This window comes from Streptomyces viridosporus, from assembly GCF_002078235.1.
GTDB lineage: Bacteria > Actinomycetota > Actinomycetes > Streptomycetales > Streptomycetaceae > Streptomyces > Streptomyces viridosporus.
In genome coordinates this window covers 1-13545 of the sequence record NZ_MSGP01000678.1, presented here as the reverse complement: position 1 = coordinate 13545, position 13545 = coordinate 1, and the positions used below count along the sequence as shown (strand labels likewise).

Genomic DNA, 13545 nt, shown 5'->3' with positions numbered 1-13545 from the left:
TCGCCGTCAGGCCCGCCGCCGGCACCGCGTGGGAGGATCGAGGACCACCTCACAGGTGTACGCGAAGGGGAGTGCGCGATGGCCACGAAGCCGCCCAAGGGTGATCCGGTCCAGGACGCGCCGCAGGTCGCCGAGCCGAAGCACGCGGCGGCGGGCCTGACGGCGATCGGTCACACACTGCGCATGGCCCATCGGCAGATGGGTGTGAAGCGCACGGCGCTGACGCTGCTCGACGTCAACCAGAAGGGCGGCTTCGACTGCCCGGGCTGCGCCTGGCCGGAGCCGGAGCACCGGCACCGGGCGGAGTTCTGCGAGAACGGCGCGAAGGCCGTGGCCGAGGAGGCCACCCTGCGCCGGGTCACCCCCGAGTTCTTCGCCGCCCACTCCGTCGCCGACCTGGCCGGCCGCAGCGGCTACTGGCTGGGCCAGCAGGGCCGCCTGACCCACCCCGTGTACCTCCCGGAGGGCGGCGACCACTACGAGCCGGTCACCTGGGAGCGCGCCTTCGACATCGTCGCCGAGGAGATCGGCGCCCTCTCCTCCCCCGACGAGGCCCTCTTCTACACCTCCGGGCGCACCAGCAACGAGGCGGCCTTCCTCTACCAGCTGTTCGCGCGCGAGCTCGGCACCAACAACCTGCCCGACTGCTCCAACCTGTGCCACGAGTCCTCCGGCTCGGCCCTGTCGGAGACGATCGGCGTCGGCAAGGGCAGCGTCCTGCTGGAGGACCTCTACCGGGCCGACCTGATCATCGTCGCCGGGCAGAACCCCGGCACCAACCACCCGCGCATGCTGTCCGCCCTGGAGAAGGCCAAGGCGAACGGCGCGCGGATCATCAGCGTCAACCCGCTGCCCGAGGCGGGCCTGGAGCGCTTCAAGAACCCGCAGACCCCCAAGGGCCTCACCACCGGCGCCGCCCTGACCGACCTGTTCCTGCAGATCCGCCTCGGCGGCGACCAGGCCCTCTTCCGCCTCCTCAACAAGCTGATCCTCGACACCCCGGGCGCCGTGGACGAGGAGTTCGTCCGTGAACACACCCACGGCTACGAGGAGTTCGCCGAGGCCGCGCGCGCCGCCGACTGGGACGGGACGCTCACCGCGACCGGTCTGACGCGCGAGGACATCGAGCGGTGCCTGCGGATGGTCCTCGACTCGCGGCGCGTCATCGTGTGCTGGGCGATGGGCCTCACCCAGCACAAGCACTCCGTGCCGATGATCCGCGAGATCGTCAACTTCCTCCTGCTGCGCGGCAACATCGGCCGTCCGGGGGCGGGCGTGTGCCCGGTGCGCGGCCACTCCAACGTGCAGGGCGACCGCACCATGGGCATCTTCGAACGGCCCGCGCCGGCCTTCCTGGACGCCCTGGAGAAGGAGTTCGGCTTCGCCCCGCCGCGCGAGCACGGCTACGACGTCGTACGGGCCATCCGGGCCCTGCGCGACGGCCGTGCGAAGGTGTTCTTCGCCATGGGCGGCAACTTCGTCTCCGCCTCCCCCGACACCCAGGTCACCGAGGCCGCGATGCGGCGGGCCCGGCTGACGGTGCACGTGTCGACCAAGCTGAACCGCTCGCACGCCGTCACGGGCGCGCGGGCCCTGATCCTGCCGACCCTGGGCCGCACCGAGCGCGATCTCCAGGACGGCGGCGAGCAGTTCGTGACGGTCGAGGACTCCATGGGGATGGTGCACGCCTCGCGCGGCCGGCTGGAGCCGGCGAGCCCGCACCTGCTGTCCGAGCCGGCCATCGTGTGCCGGCTGGCCCGCCGGGTCCTCGGCGCGGACAGCGTGGTGCCGTGGGAGGAGTTCGAGAAGGACTACGCCACGATCCGCGACCGCATCGCGCGCGTGATCCCCGGCTTCGAGGACTTCAACGCGCGCCTGGCCGCCCGCCCCGAGGGCTTCGCGCTCCCCCACGCCCCGCGCGACGAGCGTCGCTTTCCCACGGCCACCGGCAAGGCCAACTTCACCGCGGCGCCGGTGGAGTACCCGGAACTGCCCGAGGGACGGCTGCTGCTGCAGACGCTGCGCTCGCACGACCAGTACAACACCACGATCTACGGCCTCGACGACCGCTACCGGGGCATCAGGAACGGCCGCCGGGTGGTGCTGGTCAACCCTGAGGACGCGCGGGAACTGGGGTTCGCGGACGGCGCGTACGTCGACCTGGTCGGCGAGTGGAAGGACGGCGTGGAGCGCAGGGCGCCCGGCTTCCGCGTCGTGCACTATCCGACGGCCCGCGGCTGCGCCGCCGCGTACTACCCGGAGACCAACGTCCTGGTGCCGCTCGACGCCACCGCGGACACCAGCAACACCCCGGCCAGCAAGTCCGTCGTGGTGCGTCTGGAACAATCTGCGGCCGACTGAGCGTTCGCTCAGCGACAGCGCGGTAGGGCGCGGCGCGGCAGGAAGCGGCGCGCCCGCGCGGTCGGTCGCAGTGATCACGACGAACGGAGCCGGGCTCATGGGAGAGCAGCAGCACGTGAAGTTCCCGCAAGAGGTCATCGACGAGTACGCCGCGCTCGGCGTGGACCTGCAGGCGCTGTTCTCCGCGGGCCATCTGGGCACGCGGATGGGCGTGCAGATCCTGGAGGCCTCGGCCGAGCGGGTCGTCGGGACGATGCCGGTGGAGGGCAACACCCAGCCCTACGGCCTGCTGCACGGCGGCGCCTCCGCCGTGCTCGCCGAGACGCTGGGCTCGGTGGGGTCGATGCTGCACGGCGGCAGCTCCAAGATCGCGGTCGGCGTCGACCTCAACTGCACCCACCACCGCGGCGTGCGCTCCGGACTGGTCACCGGGGTGGCCTCGCCGGTGCACCGGGGACGGTCCACGGCGACGTACGAGATCGTCATCACCGACGAGGCGGACAGGCGGGTGTGCACCGCGCGGTTGACCTGCCTGCTGCGCGACGTGACCCCGAAGGACGCGGAGCGCGTCAACGGCGCGGGCTGAGCCCGCGCGGCGGTGCGGGGCCCGACCGCCCCGCACCGCACGGCCATTGCCTCCGGACAGCGAGCGGTCCTAGCGTTCGGGACATGCGACGGGGAGGCATCCGCCCGCCGGCGGCGGGGGCGTTCGGGACGTGTCTCGTGGCCGCGCTCGTGACGGGCGTCCTGGCGACCGGGTGCGGTGCGGCCGGCTCCGGCCGCACGGAGGGCGCCCCGCCGGCCGGAACGGGCAGCGGCCGCACCTCCTCGCCGTCACCGCGGGTGACGTCCGACGAGGACCTGTGCACGAAGATCGTCGGCCACTGGTCGCGCAGGGTGCTGGAGGGCCGCACCTACGGCGACTACCAGTCCATGGGACTGTCCGGCGGGCAGTACGACATCCTGCGCGAGGTGGTCGACGCCGCGCGGGCCGCCGAGCGCCGAGGAACGGCGAAAATCGGCCAGTTGATCGACCGTCAGGCGCGCGAGGGGTGTGCCGCCCGGTATCGCGCCGGCGGACCGGGCGGGGGACCCTGACGATGAGCGGGATCGGCCCGGTGGAGCCGGGAGAGGGCACCCGCGCCCAGGACGCCTCCCCTCCGCCCCGCCCGCGCCGCGAGGCCCTCGCACGGCTGTACGGGCGGCACCGCGGGGCCGCGCTCGCCACGCTCCTCGCCGTCGCCGTCCTCGCGGGCGGCGGTCACCTCTACGCCACCCGGCCCCGGCCGGCCCCTCCGCCGACCCCGCCGCACCCGACCCAGGTGACCCTCATCCGTTACCTGAAACCGCAGGCCAACAGCCGGGGAACCGCTTCGCGGAGCTTCGCTTTCGACGTGGAGATGATCGTGGAATCCGATCTTCCGGTAACCGTCACGCGCATTTCCCAGCCATACGCGGGCCTGTCCGTGGTCTCCAGCCCACGCACCCCTTTCCGGACAAAAGCAGGATCCCCCCGCAAGATCACGATCACCATGCAGGTGGCGGAATGCGGAAAAGTGCCGCGGAACGTCGGACTCCCTTTCCTGGACGTAACTCTACGTAATACGCGCGCAATACAGGCACACAGCTTCATCCTCGGCCCGCGGTACGCACGGGACCTCTCCCGGGGCCTGGAAGTCGCCTGCAGCAACGACTTTGGGTAATCACCAAAACCGCTGATACACCTGAACGACCCCCATCCGGTCCTGCGGTTTCTCACCATCCGGACCGGGCAAACCGGCGAGAATTCTGCCCTTCCCCCCACTCAGTACCGCTCTGCAATACGTCGTGTCATAACAAGAGCGTCACAGCATTGGCCAGAGTCTCCTCCGCATTCCCCACCCGCGCTTAGAGTCACCGCCAGTCACCGCGCCGCCTGATTCTCACTTCGGCCCAGCGCTCGACTCGGCTGTTTCCACCCGGAATCGGCTGTCAGGGGAAAGGACTGGATCGTGCGTCAACGTTCACTCATCGCCATCACCGCCGCGCTGGCGGCGGGAGCACTCACCCTCACCGCCTGCGGCTCACGCGACGAGGACGGCGGCAGCTCGGACTCCGGCAACGGTGGCACCACCGTGGTCATCGGCGTCGACGCGCCGCTGACCGGCGACCTGTCCGCGCTGGGCCTCGGCATCAAGAACTCCGTCGACCTCGCGGCCAAGACCGCCAACGAGAAGAAGTACGTCGAGGGCATCACCTTCAAGATCGAAGCCCTCGACGACCAGGGCCAGGCCTCCGTCGGCCAGCAGAACGCCACCAAGCTCGTCGCCAACGACGACGTCCTCGGCGTCGTCGGCCCGCTGAACTCCTCCGTCGGCGAGTCCATGCAGAAGGTCTTCGACAGCGCCAAGCTGGTCGAGGTCTCCCCGGCCAACACCAACCCCGCCCTCACCCAGGGCGTGAACTGGCAGACCGAGAAGGTCCGGCCGTACAAGTCGTACTTCCGCACCGCGACCACGGACGCCATCCAGGGCCCGTTCGCCGCGCAGTACGTCTACAACGACGCCAAGAAGAAGAAGGTCTTCGTCATCGACGACAAGAAGACCTACGGCGCCGGCCTCGCCTCCACCTTCACCGAGGAGTTCAAGAAGCTCGGCGGCAAGGTCGTCGGCACCGAGCACATCAACCCCGAGAGCAAGGACTTCAGCGCCGTCGCCACCAAGGTCAAGAACTCCGGCGCCGACGTCGTCTACTACGGCGGCGAGTACCCGCAGGCCGGCCCGCTGAGCAAGCAGATCAAGGAAGCCGGCGCCAAGATCCCGCTGGTCGGCGGCGACGGCATCTACAGCGCCGACTTCATCAAGCTGGCCGGCGCGGCCGGCACCGGCGACCTCGCCACCTCCGTCGGCGCACCCGTCGAGGACCTCCCCTCCGCCAAGGAGTTCGTCGCCAACTACGAGAAGGCCGGCTACAAGGAGGCCTACGAGGCCTACGGCGGCTACTCCTACGACTCCGCCTGGGCGATCATCGAGGCCGTCAAGAAGGTCGTCGAGGACAACGACGGCAAGCTCCCCGACGACGCCCGCGCCAAGGTCGTCGACGCCATGCAGAACGTCTCCTTCGACGGAGTGACCGGCAAGGTCTCCTTCGACGAGTTCGGTGACGCCACCAACAAGCAGCTCACCGTGTACTCCGTCAAGGACGGTGACTGGGGCACCGTGAAGTCCGGCACCTTCACCGGCTGACACCGCCAGCACCACTCCCACGAGCCGCGCGGGGCGCTGTTCCACTGGCGCCCCGCGCGGACTCGCATCCGGCCCCATCCGTCGAACATTCCGAAAGTCTCGGAGGACATGCGGTGAACGAACTGCCGCAGCAGCTGGTCAACGGCCTGCTACTGGGATCCATGTACGGCCTGGTCGCCATCGGCTACACAATGGTCTACGGCATCGTCCAGCTCATCAACTTCGCCCACGGCGAGATCTTCATGGTCGGCGCCTTCGGCGCCATCACGGTCCATCTGTACCTCTTGCCCGACGGCACCTCCATCTGGGTCGCGCTGCCCCTGATGCTGCTGGGCGCCGTGATCGTCTCGGTCCTGGTCGCCATCGGGGCGGAACGGTTCGCCTACCGCCCCCTGCGCGGCGCCCCCCGCCTCGCCCCGCTCATCACCGCCATCGGACTCTCCCTCGCGCTCCAGCAGGCCGTCTGGGCCTTCTACCCCGAGGCGAAGTCCAAGCTGGCCTTCCCGCAGATCGAAGGCGGCCCCTTCACCATCGGCGGCGCCACCATCCAGACCGGCGACATCTTCCTCCTCATCGCCGCGCCCATCAGCATGGCCTTCCTCGCCTACTTCGTGATGCGCACCCGCACCGGACGCGGCATGCAGGCCACCGCCCAGGACCCGGACACCGCCAAGCTCATGGGCGTCAACACCGACCGCATCATCGTGATCGCCTTCGCCCTCGGCGCCGTCTTCGCCGCCGTCGGAGGCGTCGCCAGCGGCCTCAAGTACGGCCAGATCGACTTCAAGATGGGCTTCATCCTCGGCCTCAAGGCCTTCACCGCGGCAGTCCTCGGCGGCATCGGCAACATCTACGGCGCCATGATCGGCGGCCTGGTCCTCGGCATCGTCGAAACCCTGGCCACCGCCTACATCGCCGACATCCCCGGCCTGCACCAGTTCGGCAGCCAGTCCTGGGCCGAGGTCTGGGCCTTCATCCTCCTCATCCTCGTACTGCTGTTCCGGCCACAGGGCCTGCTCGGCGAGCGCGTTGCGGACAGGGCGTGACACCGATGACCACACAGACCACCGCCTCGACCACCACGGCCACCCCCGCCGCGGACGCCCCCACCGGCCTCATCGGCATCCCCCCGCACCTCGGCCGCGCCCTCGCCACCGGCGGCAGCGCCCTCGCCGTCGTCTCCACCTTCCTCGCGTGGACCTGGACCGCCGAATTCCCCGGCGACCTCACCTACTACGGCTACCCCGGCGGACTCCAGGTCCTCGTCCTCGTGGGCGGCGCGCTCGCCACGCTGTTCTCACTCGCCTCCTACGGCGTCAAAGGACTGCGCTGGCTCACCCCGGCCGGCGCCGACGCGGCCGTCAAGTACGCCACCCTCGGCACCTTCGCCACCGCCTGGTACACCATCCTCGCGATCAGCTTCCAGCTCGGCGGCCTCGTCAACCTCGAACCCGGCGGCTACCTCGCCGCCGCCGCCACCCTCATAGCCCTCCTCGGCGCCCTCGCCCTCCCCTTCGAACGACCCGAACCCGACCCCATCGACCCCGACGAAACCGGCTGGGAACGCTTCAAGCACGACACCGGCCACCGCTGGACCACCCTCCGGGCGGCCTTCACCTCCGGCAGCCCGCGCCCCGTGCGCGCCCTCCCGTCCTACGCCGAGATCCTGATCATCGTCGCCGTCCTGGCACTCGCCCTGGTCGTCTTCACCTACGGCATCGGCACCGAGTACGACGAACTCTTCGTCGGCTTCCTGATCACCGCCGGCTTCGGGTTCGCCGCCCTGAACCGCTCCGGCCTGATCGCCCACGCCTCGCAGATCACCGCGCGGCACCAGAACATCACCGTCTGCGGCGCCTTCATCGCCGCAGCCTGCTTCCCCTTCACCCAGACCGACGACCAGTACGCCACCCTCGGCGTCTACATCCTCATCTTCGCCACCGTCGCCCTCGGCCTGAACATCGTCGTCGGACTCGCCGGTCTGCTCGACCTCGGGTACGTCGCCTTCCTCGGCGTCGGCGCCTACGCGGCCGCACTCGTCTCCGGCTCCCCCAGCTCACCGTTCGGCGTCCACTTCCCCTTCTGGGCCGCCGTACTCGTCGGAGCCGTCGCCTCACTGATCTTCGGCGTCCTCATCGGCGCCCCGACCCTGCGACTGCGCGGCGACTACCTCGCCATCGTCACCCTCGGCTTCGGCGAGATCTTCCGGATCGCGGTCAACAACACCGACGGCACCTCCGGCCCCGACCTCACCAACGGCTCCAACGGCATCGCGTCCATCCCGGACCTGAACATCCTCGGCTTCGACTTCGGGATCGAGCACGACATCGCCGGCTTCACCATCGGCCGGTTCGCCAACTACTTCTTCCTGATGCTGCTCATCACGGCCGTCGTCGTCCTCGTCTTCCGACGCAGCGGCGACTCCCGCATCGGCCGCGCCTGGGTCGCCATCCGCGAGGACGAGACGGCAGCCCTCGCCATGGGCATCAACGGCTTCCGCGTCAAGCTCATCGCCTTCGCCGTCGGCGCCACCCTCGCCGGCCTCGCCGGAACCGTCCAGGCACACGTCACCTACACCGTGACCCCCGAGCAGTACCTGTTCGCCGGCACCACCCCGCCCAACTCCGCCTTCCTGCTCGCCGCAGTCGTCCTCGGCGGCATGGGCACCATCGCCGGACCCCTCATCGGAGCCGCGCTGCTCTTCCTGATCCCCAACAAACTCCAGTTCCTCGGCGACTTCCAACTCCTCGCCTTCGGCCTCGCACTCGTCCTGCTGATGCGCTTCCGGCCCGAGGGCCTCATCCCCAACCGGCGCCGCCAACTGGAGTTCCACGAAGACCACGACGCGCCCGCAGTCCTGAGCAAGACAGGGGCCTGACCACCATGACCACCGACACCACCACCAAGGACACCACCCCGGGCGCACCCGCCCCCGGCACCACCGTCCTCGACGCGCGCGGCGTCACCATGCGCTTCGGCGGCCTCACCGCCGTCCGCGACGTCGACCTCACCGTCAGCAGCGGCGAGATCGTCGGCCTCATCGGACCCAACGGCGCCGGCAAGACCACCTTCTTCAACTGCCTCACCGGCCTCTACATCCCCACCGAGGGCGAGGTCCGCTACAAGGGCAAGCTCCTGCCGCCCAAGTCCTTCAAGGTCACCGCCGCCGGCATCGCCCGCACCTTCCAGAACATCCGGCTCTTCGCCAACATGACCGTCCTCGAGAACGTCCTCGTCGGCCGCCACACCCGCACCAAGGAAGGCTTCTGGTCGGCCGTCCTGCGCGGACCCGGCTTCCACAAGGCCGAAGCGGCCTCCCGCGAACGCGCCACGGAACTCCTGGAGTTCGTCGGCCTCGCCGACAAGGCCGACCACCTCGCACGCAACCTCCCCTACGGCGAACAGCGCAAGCTCGAGATCGCCCGCGCCCTCGCCAGCGAACCCGGCCTGCTGCTCCTCGACGAGCCCACCGCCGGCATGAACCCCCAGGAGACCCGCGCCGCCGAAGAACTCATCTTCGCCATCCGCGACCAGGGCACCGCCGTCCTCGTGATCGAGCACGACATGCGGTTCATCTTCAACCTCTGCGACCGCGTCGCCGTCCTCGTCCAGGGCCAGAAACTCATCGAGGGCGACCCCGCCACCGTCCAGGGCGACGAACGCGTCATCGCCGCCTACATCGGTGAACCCATGGAGAACGACCCCGGCGCCGCCGAGGCCGCCGAAGTCGAAGCCGCCGAAGCCGCGGCCGAGGCCGCCACGGACGCCGCGCCCGGCAAGGAGAACGACCGATGACCGCACTCCTCGAAGTCGAGGACCTCAAAGTCGCCTACGGCAAGATCCAGGCCGTCAAGGGCATCTCGTTCAGCGTCGACGCCGGCGAAGTGGTCACCCTCATCGGCACCAACGGCGCCGGCAAGACCACCACCCTGCGCACGCTCTCCGGGCTCCTCAAGCCCGTCGGCGGCCAGATCAAGTTCAACGGCAAGTCGCTCAAGAAGATCCCCGCCCACAAGATCGTCTCCCTCGGGCTCGCCCACTCCCCCGAGGGACGGCACATCTTCCCCCGCATGACCATCGAGGACAACCTCCGCCTCGGTGCCTTCCTCCGCAGCGACAAGACGGGCATCGAGAAGGACATCCAGCGCGCCTACGACCTCTTCCCCATCCTCGGGGAACGCCGCAAGCAGGCCGCCGGAACCCTCTCCGGCGGAGAGCAGCAGATGCTCGCCATGGGCCGGGCCCTGATGTCCCAGCCCAAACTCCTCATGCTCGACGAACCCTCCATGGGCCTCTCACCGATCATGATGCAGAAGATCATGGCGACCATCGCCGAACTCAAGTCCCAGGGCACCACCATCCTGCTCGTCGAGCAGAACGCCCAGGCCGCCCTCTCCCTCGCGGACCACGGCCACGTCATGGAGGTCGGCAACATCGTCCTCTCCGGCACCGGACAGAACCTCCTCCACGACGAATCCGTCCGCAAGGCCTACCTCGGCGAGGACTGAGACCGTCCGACCGGGCCACCACCCGGCCCACACGGCGAGAGGCCCGCGCCCCTGAAGGGGTGCGGGCCTCTCGCCACCGGGGGACTCACCCCTTCGACGCCTTCTTCTCCTCCGCGTCGTCGATGACCGCCTGCGCCACCTGCTGCATCGACATCCGCCGGTCCATCGACGTCTTCTGGATCCACCGGAACGCCGCCGGCTCCGTCAGCCCGTACTGCGTCTGCAGCACCGACTTCGCCCGGTCCACCAGCTTCCGCGTCTCCAACCGCTGGCTCAGGTCCGCGATCTCGCGCTCCAGCTCTTTGAGCTCCGTGAACCGCGACACCGCCATCTCGATGGCCGGGACCACGTCGCTCTTGCTGAACGGCTTCACCAGATACGCCATCGCCCCCGCGTCCCGCGCCCGCTCCACCAGGTCACGCTGCGAGAACGCGGTCAGCATCAGCACCGGGGCGATGCGCTCCTCGGCGATCTTCTCCGCCGCGGAGATACCGTCCAGCTTCGGCATCTTCACATCGAGGATCACCAGGTCGGGCCGGTGCTCACGGGCCAGCTCGACCGCCTGCTCACCGTCACCGGCCTCACCGACGACGGAGTACCCCTCCTCCTCCAGCATCTCCTTGAGGTCGAGCCGGATCAGGGCCTCGTCCTCGGCGATCACGACGCGCGTCGTCAGCGGAGGCACGTGCGACTTGTCGTCGTCGGGCACGTCTACGGGCTGGGGCGGCTCGGGGGCGCTCACGTGGGCTCCTTGGTGCGGGACAGACGGTACTGCTGACAAGAGCGTACCTAGAGGCGGCGACCAAGGGTGACCCGGTATGATTCCGGATGCCAGTCCTGCCGGGTTGGTGGAACGGCATACACGGATGTCTCAAACACATCTGCCCGAGAGGGCTTGCGGGTTCGAATCCCGCACCCGGCACTCCATTCCAAGTAAGCGGAGGATCGCGTTCGCGTGGTTCTCCGCTTTTTGACGCTCAAAGCAACGATCACTGACACACAGTGATCCCATGGAGCAGCACAGTCCTTCGATCCGCGCGCATGCTGTCGCACTGATGCGTCAGGGCGTCCCGAATCGTGTGGTCGCGGACCAGTTGAACATCCCCCGAGGCACCGTCGGCTGGTGGCGTTGCGAAGACCGCAAGCTGCGCGGTGAGATCTATCAGCAGCCGACGGATTGCCCTAAATGCACAAACCGCGACTTCGACAGAGTCGCGTACGCATACCTACTGGGCCTCTACCTCGGCGACGGTCACATCGTCTCCAAGCCCAAGCAACGCCACCTGTCCATCTTCTGCAACGCCGAGCAGCCCGGTCTGATCACGGCCGCCGAAAACGCCATGCGTAGGGTGATGGCGTCGCCCAGCATCGGGCGACGCCACAAGACCGGCTGCATCGAAGTGAAGTCCTACACCGGCCACTGGACCTGTATGTTCCCTCAGCACGGCCCCGGCAGGAAGCACGAACGACTCATCGCCCTCGAGCCCTGGCAACAGGCCGTCGTCGACGACCACCCCTGGGAGTTCATCCGCGGCCTCATTCACTCGGACGGCTGCCGGATCACCAACTGGACGACCCGCATGGTGGCCGGTGAGCGCAAACGTTACGAGTACCCCCGGTACTTCTTCACGAACAAGTCGGACGACATCAGGAAGCTCTTCACGGACACGCTGGACAAGGTCGGCGTCGAGTGGACCACTCTGGCCCGTGGCAGCGACCCTTTCAACATCTCCGTCGCCCGCAAGGCCTCCGTCGCCCTCATGGACCTCCACGTGGGCCCCAAGTACTGACCGGCCGGGGCCCGGGGTCCCTCAGTCGGCGGTGTCGCCCTCCCCGATGTGGTGGACCCGGACGAGGTTCGTCGTGCCGGGGACCCCCGGCGGGGAGCCCGCGGTGATGACGACCGTGTCGCCCTTCTCGCAGCGGCCGTACTCCAGCAGCAGTTCGTCGACCTGTTCGACCATCGCGTCCGTGGTGTCCACGTGCGGGCCGAGGAAGGTCTCCACGCCCCAGGTGAGACTGAGCCGGGAGCGGGTGGCCGGGTTGGTGGTGAAGGCCAGCAGCGGGATCGGGGAGCGGTAGCGGGAGAGGCGGCGGGCGGTGTCGCCGGACTGGGTGAAGGCGACGAGGAACTTCGCGCCGAGGAAGTCGCCCATCTCGGCGGCGGCCCGGGCGACCGCTCCGCCCTGGGTGCGGGGCTTGTTGCGTTCGGTCAGGGGCGGGAGGCCCCGGGCGAGGATGTCCTCCTCGGCGGCCTCCACGATGCGGGCCATCGTCCGGACCGTTTCGACGGCGTGCCTGCCGACGCTGGTCTCACCGGAGAGCATGACCGCGTCGGTGCCGTCGATGACGGCGTTGGCGACGTCGGAGGCCTCCGCGCGGGTGGGGCGGGCGTTGTCGATCATCGAGTCGAGCATCTGGGTGGCGACGATGACCGGCTTGGCGTTGCGCTTGGCGAGTTTGATGGCGCGCTTCTGGACGATGGGGACCTGTTCGAGGGGCATTTCGACGCCGAGGTCCCCGCGGGCGACCATGATGCCGTCGAAGGCGGCGACGATGTCCTCGATGTTCTCGACCGCCTGGGGTTTCTCGACCTTGGCGATGACGGGGAGGCGGCGGCCCTCCTCGTCCATGATCCGGTGGACGTCCTTGATGTCGCGTCCGGTGCGGACGAAGGAGAGGGCGATGATGTCGAAGCCGGTGCGCAGGGCCCAGCGGAGGTCGTCCTCGTCCTTCTTGGACAGGGCGGGGACGGAGACGGCGACGCCGGGGAGGTTGAGGCCCTTGTGGTCGGAGACCATGCCGCCCTCGACGACGGTGGTGCGGACGCGGGGGCCGTCGACGGCGGTGACCTCGAGGGTGACCCTGCCGTCGTCGACGAGGATGCGTTCGCCGGGGGTGACGTCGGTGGCGAGGCCGTCGTAGGTGGTGCCGCAGCCGTGGCGGCCGCCCTGGGCGCCTTCTTCGACGGTGAGGGTGAAGGTGTCGCCGGCTTCGAGGAGTACGGGGCCTTCGGTGAAGCGGCCGAGGCGGATTTTCGGGCCTTGGAGATCGGCGAGGACGCCGACGCTGCGGCCGGTCTCGTCGGCGGCCTTGCGGACGTGCCGGTAGCGCTCCTCGTGCTCGGCGTGGCTGCCGTGGCTGAGGTTGAATCGGGCGACGTCCATTCCGGCGTCGACCAGGGCTTTGAGCTGGTCGTACGAGTCGGTGGCGGGGCCCAGGGTGCAGACGATCTTCGCTCGGCGCATGGTTCGACCCTAGGGCTTACCGACGGGTAGCGATTTGGTGGCGCGTGACGACCCAACGGCCTGTCGGTGAAAGGTTGTTGACGAAGGTTGAAGTGTGCTGCGGGCTATTCCGATGAGCATATGGGGAGGGTCGAACACCGGCCGTCGGGTCGCAACCCGGAGGGTCTGTTCGGGGCGGCGTGCTCAGGTCGGAGTCGTCGCGCG

The 13545-nt window shown here is 69.1% G+C and carries 12 protein-coding genes and 1 tRNA gene; 11 read left to right on the top strand and 2 right to left on the bottom strand.

What is annotated here, in order from left to right; translation table 11 throughout:
• Nucleotides 1–78 precede the first annotated feature (78 nt).
• The 9 genes from B7L92_RS35625 to B7L92_RS35585 all read left to right on the top strand — a co-directional run bounded on the left by B7L92_RS35625 (nucleotide 79) and on the right by B7L92_RS35585 (nucleotide 10093).
• Nucleotides 79–2361, top strand: coding sequence for an FdhF/YdeP family oxidoreductase (locus B7L92_RS35625; RefSeq protein ID WP_081241337.1), 2283 nt, complete (start codon nucleotides 79–81; stop codon nucleotides 2359–2361).
• A 97-nt stretch (nucleotides 2362–2458) separates the two neighbouring features.
• Nucleotides 2459–2947, top strand: a complete 489-nt coding sequence (locus B7L92_RS35620; RefSeq protein ID WP_081241338.1) for a hotdog fold thioesterase — start codon at nucleotides 2459–2461, stop codon at nucleotides 2945–2947.
• 83 nt (nucleotides 2948–3030) lie between these two features.
• The gene (locus tag B7L92_RS35615) at nucleotides 3031–3459 is read left to right on the top strand and encodes a hypothetical protein (protein ID WP_081241336.1); all 429 of its coding nucleotides are present in this window, start codon (nucleotides 3031–3033) and stop codon (nucleotides 3457–3459) included.
• Between the two features lie 2 nt (nucleotides 3460–3461).
• Nucleotides 3462–4064 carry a Tat pathway signal sequence domain protein gene (locus B7L92_RS35610; protein ID WP_081241335.1) on the top strand — a complete coding sequence of 201 codons (603 nt, stop codon included), beginning with the start codon at nucleotides 3462–3464 and terminating at the stop codon, nucleotides 4062–4064.
• A gap of 288 nt (nucleotides 4065–4352) precedes the next feature.
• A complete protein-coding gene (locus B7L92_RS35605) occupies nucleotides 4353–5585 on the top strand; it encodes a branched-chain amino acid ABC transporter substrate-binding protein (RefSeq protein ID WP_081241334.1) in 1233 nt (410 codons plus the stop codon).
• Between the two features lie 113 nt (nucleotides 5586–5698).
• Complete coding sequence (locus B7L92_RS35600; protein WP_081241333.1) at nucleotides 5699–6631, top strand: branched-chain amino acid ABC transporter permease; 933 nt, start codon at nucleotides 5699–5701, stop codon at nucleotides 6629–6631.
• 5 nt (nucleotides 6632–6636) lie between these two features.
• The gene (locus B7L92_RS35595; RefSeq protein ID WP_081241332.1) at nucleotides 6637–8463 is read left to right on the top strand and encodes a branched-chain amino acid ABC transporter permease; all 1827 of its coding nucleotides are present in this window, start codon (nucleotides 6637–6639) and stop codon (nucleotides 8461–8463) included.
• 5 nt (nucleotides 8464–8468) lie between these two features.
• The gene (locus B7L92_RS35590; RefSeq protein WP_081241331.1) at nucleotides 8469–9380 is read left to right on the top strand and encodes an ABC transporter ATP-binding protein; all 912 of its coding nucleotides are present in this window, start codon (nucleotides 8469–8471) and stop codon (nucleotides 9378–9380) included.
• Complete coding sequence (locus B7L92_RS35585; RefSeq protein WP_081241330.1) at nucleotides 9377–10093, top strand: ABC transporter ATP-binding protein; 717 nt, start codon at nucleotides 9377–9379, stop codon at nucleotides 10091–10093. Before B7L92_RS35590 ends, B7L92_RS35585 begins: the two co-directional genes overlap by 4 nt.
• An 85-nt stretch (nucleotides 10094–10178) precedes the next feature.
• Here B7L92_RS35585 and B7L92_RS35580 read toward each other — a convergent pair whose 3' ends face one another.
• The gene (locus B7L92_RS35580) at nucleotides 10179–10835 is read right to left on the bottom strand and encodes an ANTAR domain-containing response regulator (RefSeq protein ID WP_081241329.1); all 657 of its coding nucleotides are present in this window, start codon (nucleotides 10833–10835) and stop codon (nucleotides 10179–10181) included.
• Between the two features lie 97 nt (nucleotides 10836–10932).
• On the opposite strand from B7L92_RS35580, the gene B7L92_RS35575 reads away from it, so the two are divergent.
• Together B7L92_RS35575 and B7L92_RS35570 are read left to right on the top strand one after the other, a co-directional pair.
• Nucleotides 10933–11015 (top strand) — tRNA-Leu (locus tag B7L92_RS35575).
• Between the two features lie 88 nt (nucleotides 11016–11103).
• Nucleotides 11104–11883 carry a hypothetical protein gene (locus tag B7L92_RS35570; protein WP_081241328.1) on the top strand — a complete coding sequence of 260 codons (780 nt, stop codon included), beginning with the start codon at nucleotides 11104–11106 and terminating at the stop codon, nucleotides 11881–11883.
• 21 nt (nucleotides 11884–11904) lie between these two features.
• On the opposite strand, the gene pyk is transcribed toward B7L92_RS35570, so the two are convergent.
• Nucleotides 11905–13341, bottom strand: a complete 1437-nt coding sequence (gene pyk / locus B7L92_RS35565) for a pyruvate kinase (protein WP_081241327.1) — start codon at nucleotides 13339–13341, stop codon at nucleotides 11905–11907.
• Nucleotides 13342–13545: the final 204 nt, after the last annotated feature.